Annotated in this window: 12 protein-coding genes; 1 reads left to right on the forward strand and 11 read right to left on the reverse strand. The window is 39.9% G+C overall.

The genetic code is table 11. From position 1 onward, the window contains the following. Positions 1 to 674: 674 nt before the first annotated feature. From ACFINM_RS04190 to ispG, 3 genes are all read right to left on the reverse strand, one after another. The gene (locus ACFINM_RS04190; RefSeq protein WP_375640617.1) at positions 675 to 1,274 is read right to left on the reverse strand and encodes a hypothetical protein; all 600 of its coding nucleotides are present in this window, start codon (positions 1,272 to 1,274) and stop codon (positions 675 to 677) included. A gap of 813 nt (positions 1,275 to 2,087) precedes the next feature. After that, positions 2,088 to 3,239, reverse strand: a complete 1,152-nt coding sequence (locus ACFINM_RS04195; RefSeq protein WP_375640621.1) for an MFS transporter — start codon at positions 3,237 to 3,239, stop codon at positions 2,088 to 2,090. Between the two features lie 501 nt (positions 3,240 to 3,740). Next, positions 3,741 to 4,982 (reverse strand): flavodoxin-dependent (E)-4-hydroxy-3-methylbut-2-enyl-diphosphate synthase, encoded by a 1,242-nt coding sequence (gene ispG, locus ACFINM_RS04200; protein WP_375632068.1) that lies wholly within the window; start codon positions 4,980 to 4,982, stop codon positions 3,741 to 3,743. Positions 4,983 to 5,832: 850 nt separating this feature from the next. Here ispG and ACFINM_RS04205 point away from each other — a divergent pair. Then, on the forward strand, positions 5,833 to 6,117 hold the full coding sequence (locus ACFINM_RS04205; protein WP_375611728.1) for a hypothetical protein: 285 nt from the start codon (positions 5,833 to 5,835) through the stop codon (positions 6,115 to 6,117). A 469-nt stretch (positions 6,118 to 6,586) separates the two neighbouring features. On the opposite strand, the gene ACFINM_RS04210 is transcribed toward ACFINM_RS04205, so the two are convergent. From ACFINM_RS04210 to ACFINM_RS04245, 8 genes are all read right to left on the reverse strand, one after another. Then, a complete protein-coding gene (locus tag ACFINM_RS04210; RefSeq protein ID WP_375611727.1) occupies positions 6,587 to 7,594 on the reverse strand; it encodes an HlyD family secretion protein in 1,008 nt (335 codons plus the stop codon). A gap of 33 nt (positions 7,595 to 7,627) precedes the next feature. Continuing rightward, complete coding sequence (locus ACFINM_RS04215) at positions 7,628 to 9,256, reverse strand: MFS transporter (protein ID WP_375640626.1); 1,629 nt, start codon at positions 9,254 to 9,256, stop codon at positions 7,628 to 7,630. A 23-nt stretch (positions 9,257 to 9,279) separates the two neighbouring features. Continuing rightward, a complete protein-coding gene (gene atpC / locus ACFINM_RS04220; RefSeq protein WP_375611725.1) occupies positions 9,280 to 9,696 on the reverse strand; it encodes an ATP synthase F1 subunit epsilon in 417 nt (138 codons plus the stop codon). A gap of 108 nt (positions 9,697 to 9,804) precedes the next feature. Continuing rightward, a complete protein-coding gene (gene atpD / locus ACFINM_RS04225; RefSeq protein WP_375640631.1) occupies positions 9,805 to 11,430 on the reverse strand; it encodes a F0F1 ATP synthase subunit beta in 1,626 nt (541 codons plus the stop codon). Positions 11,431 to 11,449: 19 nt separating this feature from the next. Continuing rightward, positions 11,450 to 12,361 carry a F0F1 ATP synthase subunit gamma gene (locus ACFINM_RS04230; protein WP_375613175.1) on the reverse strand — a complete coding sequence of 304 codons (912 nt, stop codon included), beginning with the start codon at positions 12,359 to 12,361 and terminating at the stop codon, positions 11,450 to 11,452. 20 nt (positions 12,362 to 12,381) lie between these two features. Further along, entirely contained in the window at positions 12,382 to 13,917 is a 1,536-nt protein-coding gene (gene atpA / locus ACFINM_RS04235; protein ID WP_273790513.1) for a F0F1 ATP synthase subunit alpha, read from the reverse strand. Then, complete coding sequence (gene atpH, locus ACFINM_RS04240) at positions 13,917 to 14,498, reverse strand: ATP synthase F1 subunit delta (protein ID WP_375621019.1); 582 nt, start codon at positions 14,496 to 14,498, stop codon at positions 13,917 to 13,919. The genes atpA and atpH overlap by 1 nt, the downstream gene beginning before the upstream one ends. A gap of 1,020 nt (positions 14,499 to 15,518) precedes the next feature. Further along, positions 15,519 to 17,714, reverse strand: a complete 2,196-nt coding sequence (locus ACFINM_RS04245) for a primosomal protein N' (protein ID WP_375621020.1) — start codon at positions 17,712 to 17,714, stop codon at positions 15,519 to 15,521. Positions 17,715 to 17,801: the final 87 nt, after the last annotated feature.

The following is a 17,801-nucleotide window of genomic DNA, read 5'->3' on the forward strand; positions in this document are numbered from 1 at the left end:
AATAAGAACCCTGAATACCGTAAGATTCTCTCATTTCAAATCTGTGTATGTTAAATCAATCAAAATCACTTGCTTGCACGTCACAAGCGGGAAAAGCCGTGTGGGGCAAAACATCAAAGAAAAGACTAAAAAATGCCTCTTATGAACCGTCTTAAAAACCAAGGGCAGTCCGCAACATTAGGGGCTAGCAAAGTGAATAATTGTGTCGGCATGCTCCTTCAAAAGCAGAAACATTTTTATTTACAAAAGTGTGTAATAACTTCAATTGAATAATAATCATGATCACTGTACAACTTTAATTCATCACGCTCTTTATCTCGTTTATTCAATTCATCACATAAAAAGAGAATTGATAAGATTAAACAGAGAATGATCATTGCAACAGAAAGATAAAAAAAGTCCTTATTATTATATATAATAGCGCAATCTAATTTGTGATAAGTAGTTTTTTCAATCCAAGTGCAAATTTCCTCCTTTAAGTGCAATTTTCTTATTAAGATGAAAAGCATCATTGTAAGTGAACCTATGCCTGTTGTAAAAGCTGGAAAATATGTCCACCTTTTGAAGCCATAATAAAAAAACATGCAACATGGCCAAGAAAATGCCGCGATTATCAAGAGTATTATAGCCATTTAATATCCTTTGAGAGAATTTTTCTCATTATCCATTCAATGTCATTTGTAAATTCTTCTTGGTTTCATCATGTCATATATCGTGTTTAGCTCTATGCAAAAACGCGCTATTTGTTTAGTGTTGTCACCATGACCAGCTCTCATACTAGACACAAGGTCAATAATTTGTGTTGTTGGGCTGATGCCATTTCCGCTGGAAGAATTAAGAAATTTTTTCGCGTAATCAATCATGGGGTCGGTAGAATTCATAGACATATTATAGGCCCAAATAAAATCGCTTTCTCTCCAATTATAGTCATTACGCAAACTGCTTATGACATTGGGTAGCATATCTGCTGATATCCATTCATTATAATCACCACGCAATAAATTAACGAAGCGTCCACATAAAACAATCAGTATGTGACGATGCCGTATAATGTCAAACTTTGGTACGATATTCTGATAGCCATGGCTGTATACAAATTTTTTTGCTTGTTCATGCTTTTGAAAATGTTCAAAAGCGCCGTAATTTTCACTGATATATTTTTCGTAAAGTCTATCGTACTGTTCTAGACTATCCACGCGCGTACATCCCACCAATACAAATACAGAAAAAAGAGTTATCAATGTTACAACACGCGTTATGGATAACGATTTCATCGCTTTACCTTTTAATGACCATAATTTGTACGGCTTAACAGATTCCTATCAAATATATCAATATATGCTGTTTTCTTGTGGCTTATTTGTAGCAAATTGTACTCAACAATATTTCTGTACTTGGTTTTATTCCCTCTCAAAGAGGGGAGATATCATTCAAAGTTTCCATAGATAAGTTTACTATCTGGATTAAGAGTATTTTCTAACATCAGAAAATACAGAGCTAACACCACAATCAAAGAGAGAATACTCAAAAATGAGCCATAATGAGAATGAAAGATGTAAGAAAATATCTCAACAAGATGATTGATATTTTAAAGGAGGCAATGGTAAAATCCGCTAAATATACTAACAATAAAATAGATCATCAAAATATCAAAATCGATCATAAGGGAATTCTGATGAGGACAGGCTATAAATTGTCCGACTGTTTAAATTAGCTCTAATGAGATAAAGTGTTACCAGCAAGGAACCAATGAAAATGGGAAAACTGCTCCATCACCATTCCTTAATAAGCATATAATCTGGCACAATCATTTTCTTTATCAGCGTCCAATCTTATCAGCAACTCTTTGTGCAATATTCATGAGCAGCATTTTTATTTCCTTTTTAACGATTATTATGCCAAGCCCACTTATAATGTACAAGCAGATGACTTTGATTACTTCAACATACATAGATTTGAAATAAGAGTAACTGACACTATTCAGTCTTTCTCATTCAACATGCAAAAACAACGATGTGCCTTAATAAATAAAAGCCTTGCCCCACTATGAAACCCTATAAAACACGTATCGTAATAAGTTAATATTCTCACTGAACTTTTTTGAGAGTTCCTTCTAAAAAAAATACTGCTAACAAGTAAATCAATAAATAAATAGCAAAAATATAAACGAGTGAGAAAAAGCCAAATATATTGACCATATACGCACTCATGTAAAAAAATACCAATAAGCTAAATCTCCCAACAGTTGACAAGAAAGATTCATATGTAGCCCTGAAATAATCACTAATACTATCATGCAAAACAACTTCTACACGAAGATATGTATACTTAATGAGATAAAAAATCATACAGACTAAAATGACAGCCATTTCTTTTCTTGGTTCAAAGAAAGCAACGGTAAAAATCAGTGAAGCCGAAAGAAACAACAATAAAATAAAATTCACTCTTTCACTTAGTTTTATAAAGAGAAGACTAGCCAAGAGCTGAGAGAACAATATAAGTGAAAATGTCACACCAAGATCAAAATAAGTGACATTAATATTATGATCTTTAAATATCCACTGCCAATACTGCGAGAATATATTGAAAAAGATCAATGAAAAATAAAAGCATAAAGAGATATAAGGAACTTTAATAAAAATAGACAACATCTCCTTAGCTTCACAAATGAGAGAATTCGCTTTATTTGGTTTTTTCTCCCCCTTCAAGTCATCAAGAAAAAACAAACCAAATAGTGTTGTCATCAACATTAAAAACGCCGCGATATACCATATATATTGGCTAGAATAATCAGCAAAATATGCCCCGATTAAACTGAATATAAACATGCCGATGTAATTATATTGAGAGCTGGAACCAAGCACTTTTTTAGTGGATGTCACTTTTGCTTTTGCATATTGAACAAGTAAAGCATTATAGGCTCCAGCAATTAATGTTAGCGATAAGGCATTAAAAGTTTCTGCCAAAAGAAAACCATAAAAGCTTGTAGAAAATCCCATGAGAAAGAGCCATGTGGCAGCAAAAGCAGCTGCCAAAACGATCGATATTTTATAACTTTTTCGATCAGCAAAATATCCCAGAGGAATATCGGTAACCATCATAATAAAAGCCTGAAATGACTTAATGATCCCAATATCAATAAGCGTTAAGCCTTTTTCAAGCATATAAAAAACAATAAAGGCGCCTGTTAAAATTCTTATACCATTAAATAAAAACCCGAATGCTAATATACTTGTCATGCATTCCCCCAATAACGCCAAAAAAGGCACCCGTATACATCATTTTATATCAATATAAAAGCTTACATTTTACGACAAATAGGACTATAATCGCTATAAGGATTTCCAATCCTATCAATTTGATACCCCAAAAAATGCTGGGAAAATGCCTGAAAAATCAATAAACAATGTTCTTTCTATAATTTGATATTTGAAGAATCCGTTAAATATTTTACTGTCTCAAGAGCAGCCAAAAAACCAGCAACAACATTTACGGATCTATTAAAGTATTCATATCGTTTTGCTTAATAGTCTTAACACACTCAAACTCATTAATATCCTTCATAAGCTTCTGATTCTAAAACAGGCATATCATCTGGTTTTACCTAAAATAATAAGCAACCAAGGACAGTATTGACCATAGCTAAAGCAGCAGCATACAACAGCACCATCTTCACATTGAAGACAGCTAGTTTAAAAAAACGACACACCCTTTTTACTTCAACCTTATGCGATTTTACCTCAACCTTGCCCAAAGCGTGTATGAATATAATCACTCAAAAGCGCTTCAAATTCTTCAGCAATGTGATCACCCCGCAAAGTTTTTACCTTTTGTCCCTCAATAAAAACAGGTGCCGCTGGACTTTCCCCCACTCCAGGCAAAGAGATTCCAATATCCGCATGTTTTGACTCCCCCGGTCCATTGACGATACATCCCATCACAGCCACCTTCAAACTTTCAACGCCAGGGTATTTTTCACGCCAAACAGGCATATTTTTGTATAAATCTGCTTCAATTTTTTGCGCCAATTGTTGAAAGACCGTAGAAGTTGTGCGCCCACAACCAGGACAAGCCGCAACCACGGGCAAAAATTGCCGAAACCCCATCACTTGCAAAAGTTCTTGCCCCACCTTTACTTCTCGTGTCCGATCACCACCAGGTTTTGGTGTTAAGGAAATTCGTATCGTATCGCCAATCCCTTGCTGTAATAAAATACCCAAAGCCACCGAAGAAGCAACAATGCCCTTTGTTCCCATCCCAGCTTCCGTTAATCCCAAATGAAGAGCATAATCACAACGCGCCGCCAAGGTGGTATAGACAGCAATAAGATCTTGGACATCACTCACTTTAGCAGAAAGAATAATTTTATCACGCCCCAACCCTAACTCTTCTGCTAAAGTAGCCGAAAGCAAAGCCGACTGCACAACAGTTTCCCGCATCACTTCAGCCACAGATAAGGGTTTTTCTTGCTGTGCATTTTCATCCATAAGCCGTGTTAACAACGCATTATCAAGAGAGCCCCAATTCACGCCAATGCGAATAGGTTTATGATACCGACAAGCAATCTCTATAATTTCTGCAAATTGACGATCTTTTTTTGCGCCAAAACCAACATTTCCAGGATTGATGCGATATTTTGCAAGCGCCTCAGCACACGCAGGATGCTCAGATAAAAGCTTATGACCAATATAATGAAAATCCCCAACCAATGGTACAAAAAATCCTAACCTCTCCAATCGCTCCCGTATTTTTGGTACAGCCGCCGCCGCTTCATCGCGATCAACAGTAATTCGAACCAATTGTGAACCAGCTTGCCAAAGAGCAGCTACTTGAGAAACAGTTGCATCAACATCAGCGGTATCTGTATTGGTCATTGACTGTACAACTATCGGGCTCTGCCCCCCAATAATCACATCACCAACAGCAACACCAACAGATCGACGACGCTCAAGTGGTTTAGATAAAAAATAGGTCGTACTCATCAAGTCCTCAAATTTTTAAAACCTGCGCTATCAATCATTATTTACATTGACTTCCTCCGCGCTTCAAAGGACGAAAATTACACCGCCCACCAATCTTAACAGATTGCTCTCAAAAGGTTCTACCTACTAACACTGATGCAATACAATTCATAGGTAGATTCATTCTATAGACGCACCGGATAAGTTCTACTACTTCTGTTCAAGTTTATACTTCTACACTTGGTTGCTTCAAAAAGAAACTGAAACAAAACAGAGACAATACTGTATTTTTAAGTTGCATGCCGATACCTTAATCAACGTCACCACAAAACAATGTTTTACAACACAACAGATAACGCCTAACAAAGCGCAATTTTTAAAAATGCATGAAAGACATCGCCAAATTAATCCAACATATTGATTTATAATAATCTATTTTTTACAAATTTGAATAGCAACCCCAAATATCGTAAGATTTCCTCATTTTAAATCTTCTTAATTGAATCAATCAATACCACTCCCTACAGCCACAAGAGAATAGATAGATAAAAACTCCTTATAAACTATTTCAAGTGCCAAAAGCTATCCCAACACTTTAAACAAACAAAAAAATGAAGACATCGCCCACCATCTTTATGAATGAATCTTACACCATTTTGTAAAAATTTTTACCTTACATCCTTAACAAACACCATCACGAAATGAACTCAAGCACATTAAGAAATGCCTCATTAAACCCAAACTTTTAATTCTCATCTCACCCACGCGCGGCATTATCAATGCAACCTTTCAATTTTCAAGCCGTTATAGCAAAACCCCAAACACAATTCCAACTGTCACGCAACAATTTAACACATGAAGGAGTCAATAAATGTGTCTATTTTCACCCCATAGAAAAAATGCTAAAATTAAAAAACGTATAGCACAATTAAAAAGAGAGCTGGTCCCCGTAAATCATTGGAGTTTTCAAAATGATAGCTTTGAAAACATTTCTGAGCTGTTTAACACATGGAAACAAAAAGGCCGTCACGCACTTTATCACCTCAACGAACATGCTACAGAATTAAAGAAAAAAGCGAAAGAAAATCCTAAAAAAACCCTCGCATTAGCAGCAGGAGTCGTTTTAGTAAGCTTCTTACTGATCCGTAAAAATTAATAACACAACCAATAACCTTCCCTTTTAATGCCCGCCTCAAAACGGGCATTTTTATGGTTTACAAAACATAAACTTTACGTCTTTCTCCTAACTTTACGCCCTCACCTAAAAGGATAAGTTTCCCATCCGACCCAGTCTATAATCCAATTTTTTATCTGGCTTCCCCCTACCCCCATCTTCCAAACATGCGGTGACACCACACCTCAAAGGACAGTGTTGTGCAAAACCACAAGCAAAGCTTCCAATACTCCACCCCCCCTACTGAGTTAGTTCAAAAGAAATGGAAGTGAGTAAAGATGCATGCGCTTTAATATTCTAAGGAACATTATTTTACATCATGACATAAAAGTATAAGAAGCCTAAGAGCTTTAAAACATGTAGTATAGCAAACCAAACGAAATCTTCCAATGTAAACAACCACTTGCTATAAGTAAATGACGCAAAAATTAAACTGAAAAAACCCAAAATTTCATCCTCCAGAATCGACTCGCTGCGAAGTATCTACATAGGTAACTACGGACATGCCAGGAATGAGTTTTTCAATCCCTTCCTGCCCAGGATCTAAAGCAATCCGTACTGAAATACGTTGCGCAATTTTGATAAAATTACCAATTGTCGTATCCGTTTTTAACAATGAAAATTCTGAGCCTGTAGCAGGTGCAAAACGAACCACACGCCCTGTTAACTTTTTGTTGTTCAATGCATCAACAGAAAAAACAACCGGTTGTCCCACACGCATCTGAGAAAGTTGCGTTTCCTTATAATTAGCAATAATCCAAATATCATCAGAAATAACAGAGACCAATTGTGTCCCTGGCATAACATATTGCCCTACCCGCGCTCCAACTAATCCAATATAGCCTGTTCGAGGAGATAAAATCTTTGTGTGATCGAGATTAAGTTTTGCCAACTCAACACTCACCTTCGCTCCCGCAATTTCTGACTGTAAACTTTGCCGTTCAAGATCCAATTGTTTTTGCAATTGGCGTTTTGTTTCGAGAGCTGTCAAGAGTTGTGAAAGAGGACGCGAAACAGAACTTGCCGCATCACCAAAACCTAACTTTTTACTATCTGGAACAACATTGGAAAATGCTCGTGAACGCGCCAATTCCACCTCTGCTGTATTAATTTCGCCCTGCAAAAGCTGTGCTTGTAATTCAATACTTGCCAGTTTTGCATTTTTTGAATCGAGAACAGCCTGTGCCCGTGCAAGCTGCTGCCGAAAAAGAGAATCATCGAGCTCAAAAAGCAGCATTCCCTTTTCAACGCGTTGATAATCTTGCACATAAATCCGTGCGATTACCCCAGAGATCTGTGAACTAACCAGAGTAACATTGCCCTTAATAGAAGCATTATCCGTTATTTGAATGTTACTCACAAAAGGAGGAAGCCTCCAAGCCCACAAAATCAGCAAAACACCCGTAATGCCCGATAGGAATGCAACAATCGTAGCTTTTGACCGTAATTTTTTTATCATTTTTTTTTGCACCCCTCTTTTTATGACATTACTCTACTTTTCTAATGCACGCAAAGAGCATGACTTAACAATCATTGTGACAAGAAAAATAACGAATACAACCATTGAAATATAAAAATAAAGCCGAAAAACGTCATCATAAGCAAAAATATTTGCTGTTAACTTAAATTTCTCTATCAACATAGAAGTACCCTGCTCACTTCTCAAGCCATTGAGAACAGAAACACCATAAGAAGGCGAAAATAAAGTATTCATCTCACCAGAAATAAGCGGATCAGTAATAATAATATTTTGTGTTAAGGACTCAAAGTTCTTATGGGCAAAATAAAACTGAAGGCTGCCAAAAAAAGCCGACCCCATCAATCCCCCTGTCACTTGCGTTAGCAAAAAAACAGCAATAAAACTTAAAACGTAACGCGGTCCTCGCTCACCAGCGATCACAAACCCTTTGAGAAGAGCCGGAGGCAAAAAAAGTGCATAACTAAAACTCACCAACCCTTGGCTCAACATCATATCTTGTGGGCGCGTTAAATGGTTTACATGACTATCTAAATAAGCTCCTAACGCCAAACAACCCAAAGACAACAAATAAAAATAATCCTCACGCCCCGCCCGTAAAAAAAAGACACAAACAGCCCCCCCTAACAGAATCCCTAATGTCACCGCAAGATACATGGGCGCCATCTCACGATTGAGCAAACCAAAAAGATTAAAAAACCCTACGGGCAAATTTGACCGCTCCAATAAAAAAACATGAAAAATAAATAAAATAAAAACAGATTGGACCATTTCTTTACTGAAAATCCAACGGAGATCAATCAACGGTTTTTCTCTATTAAGCTCAATAATAATAGCAATAGCCAACGAGAAAATAGCAAGTGCGAGCCCCCAACCAATCCATGGTGCTTCATACCACCAATACAATATGCCAACAGACATGATCACAGCATTTAATCCAAGACCAAGAGCAATCAAACCATAGCTTATCCAATCTAATTTTTGAATAACCTTACTACGCACAACAGGAGTAAGAGGCAAAGTATAGATACAGACCAAGCTGATAAGAACCAACCCCATTTCCAGAGCGGAAAGACTGGAAAAACCACCATTTTCCAGCAAATCAGGAGAAATCAAACGTGATAAAGGTGCCGCTAAAGCCGCATTCATATAATTCAAACTAAGACCAACAGTAAACTTCTTTGCTGGAGCAAAAGCCTCCATCATATAAAGCAGTGCAAGCGAAGCCAAAGGAGCAGCAGCAATCCCAGCAAAAAAGCGAATAATCAATGCAGAACGCAAATCCGTAACAAAGAGCTGCAACACGCAAACCAAAACAAAGCCAAGAATTGATAATTCAGCAAAAGCGCGCAGCCCAAATTGATAGCGGATTTTGATCAACATAATCGCTACACTCACATTTGGCGCCATATAAGCCGCTACCAGCCATGTCGTCTCGGCCAAAGTTGCATGAAAATCACCCGTAAGATGGACAATGTTAGACTGAACAATATTAGCCCCTAAACCATAAGCCCATTGCAAAATAAGAGAAGCAAAAATATAAACAAAGCACTTTGGCAAAGGTCCCGCAAAGACACGACCAGGACGAGGAAAAGGTTTTGCACTCCTTTTAGCAGACACAACCGTACTCTTTTTTCCGCTCATGTCATCTTTTCCTGTATACTCTGCTACGCTTCTATCAACACAGCACCATCAGCTGACAACTGCTGGAAAAAAGCCTCTATTTTATGATTGTCCTCATCACTTGTCCCTCCTTCTAACGTCGCTTGAATCTGCAAAATCTGCTGTTCTAATACATCAAAAGAAAGATTCTCTACAGCCACAACGTGCTCTACCAATAAAGAGCAGCCTGAAAAGGTAATATTTGCAACACCCCCGCATACAACAAATAATTTTTCACCCACAGAGGTGCGAACACGAACACTGCCCAACACAATACTTGCCACCAATGGCGCATGATGCGCCATAACTGTCAAATAACCTGAGGCTGAAGGAAGAACAACAGACACTACCTGCTCTGAAAACACAATTTTTTCAGGCGATACAAGCTCAAATAAAAAATGCTCTTCTCTATTGTTTTCCACAAAAGTCTCCAAAATACCCGATATAAGGACTCTCCGTTTTCTCCAACGACTCGTCCTTTTTAACGAAAAATACCCATGACAGTTTTCTCTTGAATAAGAAGCTTCTTACTAAGAAGCCTCTGCCATGAGACGCTTTCCTTTTTCAAGTGCTTCATCAATCGAACCAACCATATAAAAAGCAGCTTCTGGCAAATCATCGTAATCGCCAGCACAAAGCCCCTTAAAGCCTTTGATTGTCTCTTCCAAAGGAACGAGTTTCCCCGGCGAACCAGTAAAGGCTTCCGCAACATGGAAAGGTTGCGAAAGGAAACGTTCAATTTTACGTGCCCGCCCCACCAGCAATTTGTCATCTTCAGAAAGTTCATCCATTCCAAGAATAGCAATAATATCCTGAAGCGCTCTATAACGTTGTAAAATGGTTTGCACTTGACAAGCAACCGTGTAATGCTCTTCCCCCACAATCAATGGATCCAACATACGCGAGAAAGAGTCAAGCGGATCAACCGCTGGATAAATCCCCTTTTCCGCAATAGAGCGCGAAAGAACAGTTGTTGCATCCAAATGAGCAAAAGACGCTGCCGGCGCCGGATCCGTCAAGTCATCTGCCGGAACATAAATTGCCTGAACGGAAGTAATAGAGCCTGTTTTTGTACTGGTAATACGTTCTTGCAACGCCCCCATATCTGTTGCCAAAGTCGGCTGATACCCAACAGCAGAAGGAATACGCCCTAAAAGAGCAGATACCTCAGCTCCTGCTTGCGTGAAACGGAAAATATTATCCACAAAGAAGAGAACATCTTGTCCTTCATCACGGAAACTTTCTGCAATTGTCAATCCTGAAAGAGCCACACGCGCACGCGCTCCTGGTGGTTCATTCATTTGCCCGTAAACAAGGGCACACTTTGACCCTTCCGTTGAACCATTATTCTCTTTTGGATTCACATTCACGCGGCTTTCGATCATTTCATAATAAAGATCATTTCCTTCACGTGTACGTTCTCCCACACCAGCAAATACAGAATAGCCACCATGTGCCTTTGCAATATTGTTTATAAGCTCCATAATGAGAACGGTTTTTCCAACACCAGCACCACCAAACAAGCCAATTTTACCCCCTTTAGAATAAGGGGCTAACAAATCCACGACTTTAATACCGGTTACGAGAATTTCCGAAACAGTCGATTGTTCAACATATTCAGGTGCCTCTTGGTGAATAGAACGTGTTTTGGTTGAAGCGATTGGTCCCACATTATCCACCGGTTCCCCAATCACATTCATAATACGTCCCAACGTTGCTTCTCCTACAGGAACGCTAATTTGTGTGCCTGTATCCACAACCTTTTGGCCCCGCATCAAACCATCAGTCGTATCCATAGCAATCGTACGCACAGTATTTTCACCCAAATGCTGCGCAACTTCTAATACCAAGCGATTGCCTAAATTCTCTGTTTCCAAAGCGTTGAGAATTTTTGGCAATTCACCTTCAAATTGCACATCAACGACAGCACCAATAATCTGCTTGATTTCACCAACAGCGCCTTTTGCATGCTCTTCTTTTTTTGCGGATGTATCTTTTTTTACAGGTGTATCTTTAGCTGCATCACGCGCAGGTACAGAGGAAGCCTTTACATCCACTTGAGATTTCGAAGCGGCTTTTTTCACGCCGGAACGAGCAGCTGGTTTCTTTTTTTCACCTTTTTCTGTTCCTTTGCTTGAGGTTACTGCTTTTACCATCAATCTTTACCTTCTCCATTTAAAGCGCTTCAGCGCCCGCAATAATTTCGATCAATTCTGTCGTAATCTGTGCTTGACGTTGACGATTATAAGCCACCGTCAATTTACTAATCATTTCACCCGCATTGCGCGATGCATTATCCATAGCTGTCATCTTGGCGCCCATTTCACCAGCAACATTTTCTAGCAAAGCCCGAAAGATTTGCACCGAAAGATTACGTGGTACAAGGGCCTCTAAAAGAGACGCAGCATCAGGTTCATATTCATAAACAATCGATTGTGAACCTTTGTTATGATCGGTTTGCTCCACAATATCTATTGCCCCAACAGCTGCTTTTGGAGCAACCATTGGAATCAAATCCAAAGCTGTTGGACGCTGATTAATTACGGAAACAAATTCAGAATAAAACAGCGTACAAACATCGAAAGCACCTTCATTGAATAAATCAACAATCCGTTGACTAATCATCACTGCCTCTGCAAAACCAATTCGCTTTACAGCATGCAAATCGATATGATCAATTATCAAGCCTTTGTAATCACGCGATAAAATATCCGCGCCTTTTTTACCCACAGTGATAATTTTTACTATTTTATCAGTCGCCAACAATGCCTTAATCTGTTCACGTGCACGACGAGCAATTTGCACATTAAAAGCACCACATAAACCGCGCTCAGCAGTACACACCACCAAAAGATGCACATCATCGCGCCCCGTACCACGCATAAGAGTAGGCGCATCAACACCATCTACATCAGCAGCAACACTGGTCAAAATATCAGCCATTCTCTTCGCATAAGGGCGTGCAGACTGCGCTGCCTCTTGAGCACGATGCAACCTTGCCGCTGCAACCATTTGCATAGCTTTGGTAATCTTTTGTGTTGCTTTAACCGAAGCGATACGGTCTCTAAGATCTTTTAGTGAAGCCATTCAAGCATTCCATCAATTCATCACGAGAAATTTTTCGCATAAGTATCAAGAACAGTTATCAACTTATCTTTCAGCTCATCTGTTATTTGCTTTTGCTCAGCAATTGCCTTTAAGAGATCTTGATAATCACTACGCAACAGCACTAAAAGTCCCTGCTCAAACCGCGCAACATCAGAAACCGCCAAAGCATCAAGATAGCCATTCACACCCGCAAAAATAACCACCACCTGTTCTTCTGTTTTGAGTGGAGAAAATTGCGGCTGCTTCAACAGCTCTGTCAAACGCGCACCCCGATTTAACAGACGCTGGGTTGACGCATCCAAATCAGAGCCAAACTGCGCAAAAGCTGCCATTTCACGATATTGCGCCAATTCACCTTTAATCGAGCCAGCAACTTGCTTCATTGCCTTAATTTGTGCAGCAGAACCAACACGTGATACAGAAAGACCAACATTTACAGCAGGACGAATTCCTTGATAAAACAAATTAGTCTCTAGAAAAATTTGCCCATCAGTAATCGAAATCACATTTGTAGGAATATAGGCAGAAACATCATTTGCTTGCGTTTCAATAACTGGCAAAGCTGTCAACGACCCAGATCCATTTTCCGCATTCAACTTCGCAGCCCGCTCTAAAAGACGCGAGTGCAGATAGAAAACATCTCCCGGATAAGCTTCACGACCTGGAGGACGACGCAATAAAAGAGACATTTGACGATACGCCACCGCCTGTTTTGACAAGTCATCATAACCAATCAAAGCATGTTGCCCATTATCACGGAAATACTCACCCATAGCACACCCAGCAAGAGGTGCAATAAATTGCAGTGGTGCTGGATCAGAAGCAGTCGCTGCAACAATAATAGAATATTCCAGCGCTCCACGTTCTTCTAAAACTTTAACGAACTGTGCCACCGTCGAACGTTTTTGACCGATAGCCACATAAATACAATAAACTTTATCTTGCTCTCGTCCAGCCCCTTTTTCATGAAAAGGTTTTTGGTTTAAAAATGTATCGAGCAAAATTGCTGTTTTTCCTGTTTGGCGATCACCAATCACCAATTCACGCTGCCCCCGTCCAATAGGGATGAGTGCGTCAATCGCTTTCAATCCAGTCGACATCGGTTCATGGACAGACTGACGCGGAATAATTCCAGGAGCCTTAACATCGACACGACGACGCTCTGTTGCTTTAATGGGCCCCTTACCATCGATAGGGTTTCCCAACGCATCAACCACACGCCCAAGCAAAGCGGGACCCACAGGAACATCGACGATAGCACCTAACCGCTTTACACAATCACCTTCACGAATATCACGATCTGAGCCAAAAATGACCACACCAACATTATCAACTTCCAAATTGAGTGCCATACCACGCACACCGTTTGGAAAGGCGACCATTTCCCCTGCTTGGACATTATCCAAACCATAAACGCGAGCAATACCATCCCCTACAGAGAGAACCCAACCAATTTCTGAAACCTCAGCCTTTTGGTCAAAGTTTTTGATTTGCTCTTTTAGAATTTTTGAAATTTCAGATGGTCTAATATCCATCAGCTGACCTCTTTTTTCAATGCAAGCTTAAGTGAAGACAATTTTGTGAGAAGAGACGTATCAATTTGAGACGACCCCACACGAACGATTAATCCACCAAGAATTGTTGGATCCACAATGATGTGCAGCAAGACTTTTCCTCCAACAACACCTTCCAAAGCCTCACACAACTCTTGTCTTTGTTGAGAACTTAAGGGGCGCGCAGAAACAATTTGCGCAGTAACCTGCCTACGAGCGCGTGCAACACAATGCTGGAAAGCACGTAAAATACCAAATACAGCACTAAGCCTACGGTTTGTGGCAATAACGCGTAAAAAATTACCAATGACCTGCCCTGCATTTTTATCAGCAAATTTGATGTTTGCACAAACAGATTGCATCACCTTAATTTGTTCTTTAACTGAAAAGAATGGACTAAGCACAAAGCGTTTTAAATCCTTATGCTCCAAAACAAGCAAAAGATCCTCTACTGCCTTTTCAACCTTTTCAACGTTTCCGGCTTCTTGAACGCAATCAAAAAGCGCTTGCGCATAGCGTTGATCTACCAACGGCAGCGGTATGAGAGAAAATGAATCCGACACGAAATACCGCCTCTTTCCCTTGAGCGACTCTCTGATAGTTATCAGATGAAATGAAACAGACATTCTCAATCTTAAGAATCTTTTTCTTAAAACCTAGAACAAAAATCACTTGGTTTCTAGCATAGACATAGCCGACTCGCAACACCACAAATCGCTGCTTTTTAAAAATTTTAATAAAATATTCAAAATATTTTTGAAAAGCATTTTTTTTAGATATACAGGATGGCATCACAGTTTTTTTATGCCTCTTTTTGACATTCTCTGAGCGATTTTTTCACTCTCTTTGATTTTTCTTCAAATGCCCTTGCCACCAAACGCTCTTGTCACCATAAAAAAACACTCCCTTTATCACCACAAGACCTTTAATGAGATGCAGCTGCGATTGAAAAAGTCTATTATTTCAAACTGATAAGAAAGAAAAAACAATGAATATCCTCCTAAAAATTAAAGAAAACATTGCTCTTTTTTCTTCAAATACCCACTCCTTTTAAAAAATTTCACCAAGTAATATTTTCTTGTAAGCACACTCTTTAAATATACAAAACATTGATTTATAATGATAATATATCATTTTTCATACCGGATAAGCTTCAAATATCGACAAATTCTCTCTTTTCAAATTTTTTTATCAAAATCACGCCCTTCATTAAGCCCGCGTAGCTTCACTTTATATGGCACTATATTGCACTGATTTTAGAAGAAACATAGATCAATATCAATTTGAACGCGAATAGAATTGGGTATTTTGGGTGTACAACTAAGCATTTTCAGCCCTTATAATCCGCCTATCAAAAGAATACTGTCCCTCATACAAAAAAGAAGTAAAAGCCGAAATGATAGTGCCCTCGAAGAAGAGAGGCCCTTCTGCTGGTTCTATAACAAAGATATTTTTTCCCGTGGCTCCACTTAATGCAATGGACATGTATCATATTTTGCTGCCTAGATGCTTATTCTGAATAATATAAGAGTTCAAGTAAAGCACCTTAAGCAAAGAGACCTTCACTTTATGCGATACTGGTTTTAGAAAAAACTTTGCGGATCAATATCAATTTGAACCCGAACGGAACTGGGCATTTTGGGTGTACCGCTAAGCATTGCACGTATAAACCCTTGTATATCAAAAGAACGCTGTCCTTGCAGCAAAAGCCGAAAACGATAACGCCCCCGAACCAAAGCCAAAGGCGCTTCTGCTGGTCCCATAACCGAGATATTTTTTTCCCGTGGCGCTGCCTGACGCAATGCGCGCGCATAATATTCTGCTGCTTGGCGCTGTTGTGCAGACACAATCAAAGAGGCAAGCCGCCCATAGGGGGGCAAATGATAATGCTGACGCGCTGCAATCTCACGTGTGTAAAAATCTTCTGGCTGGCATGCAAGTAAGGCTTTGATGACCGGATGATCTGGTTGATAAGTTTGCAATAATCCTAAACTTTTCAATCCCACACGCCCTGCTCTTCCGGTAACTTGAGAAAGCAGCTGATAGGTACGTTCACTTGCGCGTAAATCGCCATTGGCAAGACCAAGATCAGCATCAATAACACCAACCAGAGAGAGCTTGGGAAAATGATGTCCTTTAGCGACCAACTGTGTTCCAATAATAATGTCCACATCGCCATTGGCAATGGCTTGTAATTCGCTTCGCAACTTCCCAATCCCTCCTTTGAGATCTGTTGAAAGGATCAATGATCGCGCTTGAGGAAAAAGCATTTGTGTTTCTTCGGCAATTCTTTCCACACCTGGTCCGCAAGCCACAAGATGATCTAAGGTTCCGCATTCAGGACAGGCTTCAGGAAGTGGTTCATGATATCCACAATGATGACATTTCAGTTGCCCTTGCGCACGATGTTCTACCAACCAACTTGAACAATCGGTACAATGAAAACGATGTCCGCAAATTCGGCATAAAGTCAAAGGTGCATAACCACGACGATTAAGAAAAAGAAGAGCTTGTTCGCCCTTATCAAGCGTTTGTTTTAAAGCCCTTTCAAGAGCAAAGGAAATAAAGCGCCCCTTTTGCACCCCCCCTTGGCGCATATCAACCACCCGCAACTGTGGAAGTGCTGCTTCTTTAAAACGGGAAGGTAAATGCACCTTTTGATAACGCCCTTTTAAAACATTGGCTTGGCTTTCAATCGACGGTGTGGCTGAAGATAAAATAACAGGAAAATGCTCAAAAGAGCCCCGTGCAACAGCCATATCACGCGCATGATAAAAAATGCGCTCTTCTTGTTTATAAGCGCTATCGTGCTCTTCATCGACAACAATCAAGCCAAGCTCATGAAAGGGAAGAAAAAGTGCTGAACGAGCCCCCGCAACGACACGCACCCGCCCTTCTGCAACTTGCCGCCAGACGCGTTCTCTACGACGTGGCGTCAAATCAGAATGCCATTCTGCTGCCACAGCGCCAAAACGTGCATAAAAACGATCTAAAAACTGCTGTGTTAAAGCAATTTCCGGCAATAAAATTAAAACCTGCTTGCCCCCTTTGAAAGCTTGAGCGACCGCTTCAAAATAAACTTCTGTCTTTCCTGATCCCGTAACACCATCAAGCAAAAAAACTTGAAACTGAGAAGATAAAACACCTTCCCGCAATAATGTTGCTGCTTCACTTTGCGCTCCCTGCAACTGAGGGGGACAAAAATCAGGATCAGGCATTGCCACAAGATCAGGAGCAGGAACCTTAACATCTTCAAAAATTCCTAGCGCTTTTAAACCTTCAACAACAGAAACCGAAGTTCCAGCCGCATGTGCCAGACCAGAACCTGTCCATATCTTCTCATTACGCACCAATTCCAAAACCCGTGACCGCGCTGGTGTGAGACGTTCTACATTTCCACCACAATATCGCAAACCCAGCATCTGCGCTTCCGGCTCTAAAGCAGCCGGTACCGACAAAACCAATCGTGCTACAAGACCAAAAGGTGCCATTGTATAGCGACTAACAAAACGCAAAAATGTGATCATTTCTGCCTTTAATGGGGGACAATCAAAAACATGAAGAAGAAAGCGTAATTTTTCACGCGCCACAGGAGCAGACTTTTGCCCATCGGCTGTCTGCTCTCCAACATCCACAACAAAACCGCAAAGCTCACGCCCCATCAACGGAACCCGAACAAAGGAACCAACGTTCACCTCCATAGAAGATGGAACTTTATAACTATAAGCGTGAGCAACAGGAAGAGGAACCAATACGGATACAATCTTTTCCTCTATCATGTTTGAATTCATCTTTTAAACCAATCTACGACCTATTGAGCACCAACAGGCCTAAACCTTAATCTTTAAACACTCTTATAAAATTCA

It is taken from the genome of Bartonella sp. AA168HLJHH (genome assembly GCF_042197365.1).
GTDB lineage: Bacteria > Pseudomonadota > Alphaproteobacteria > Rhizobiales > Rhizobiaceae > Bartonella.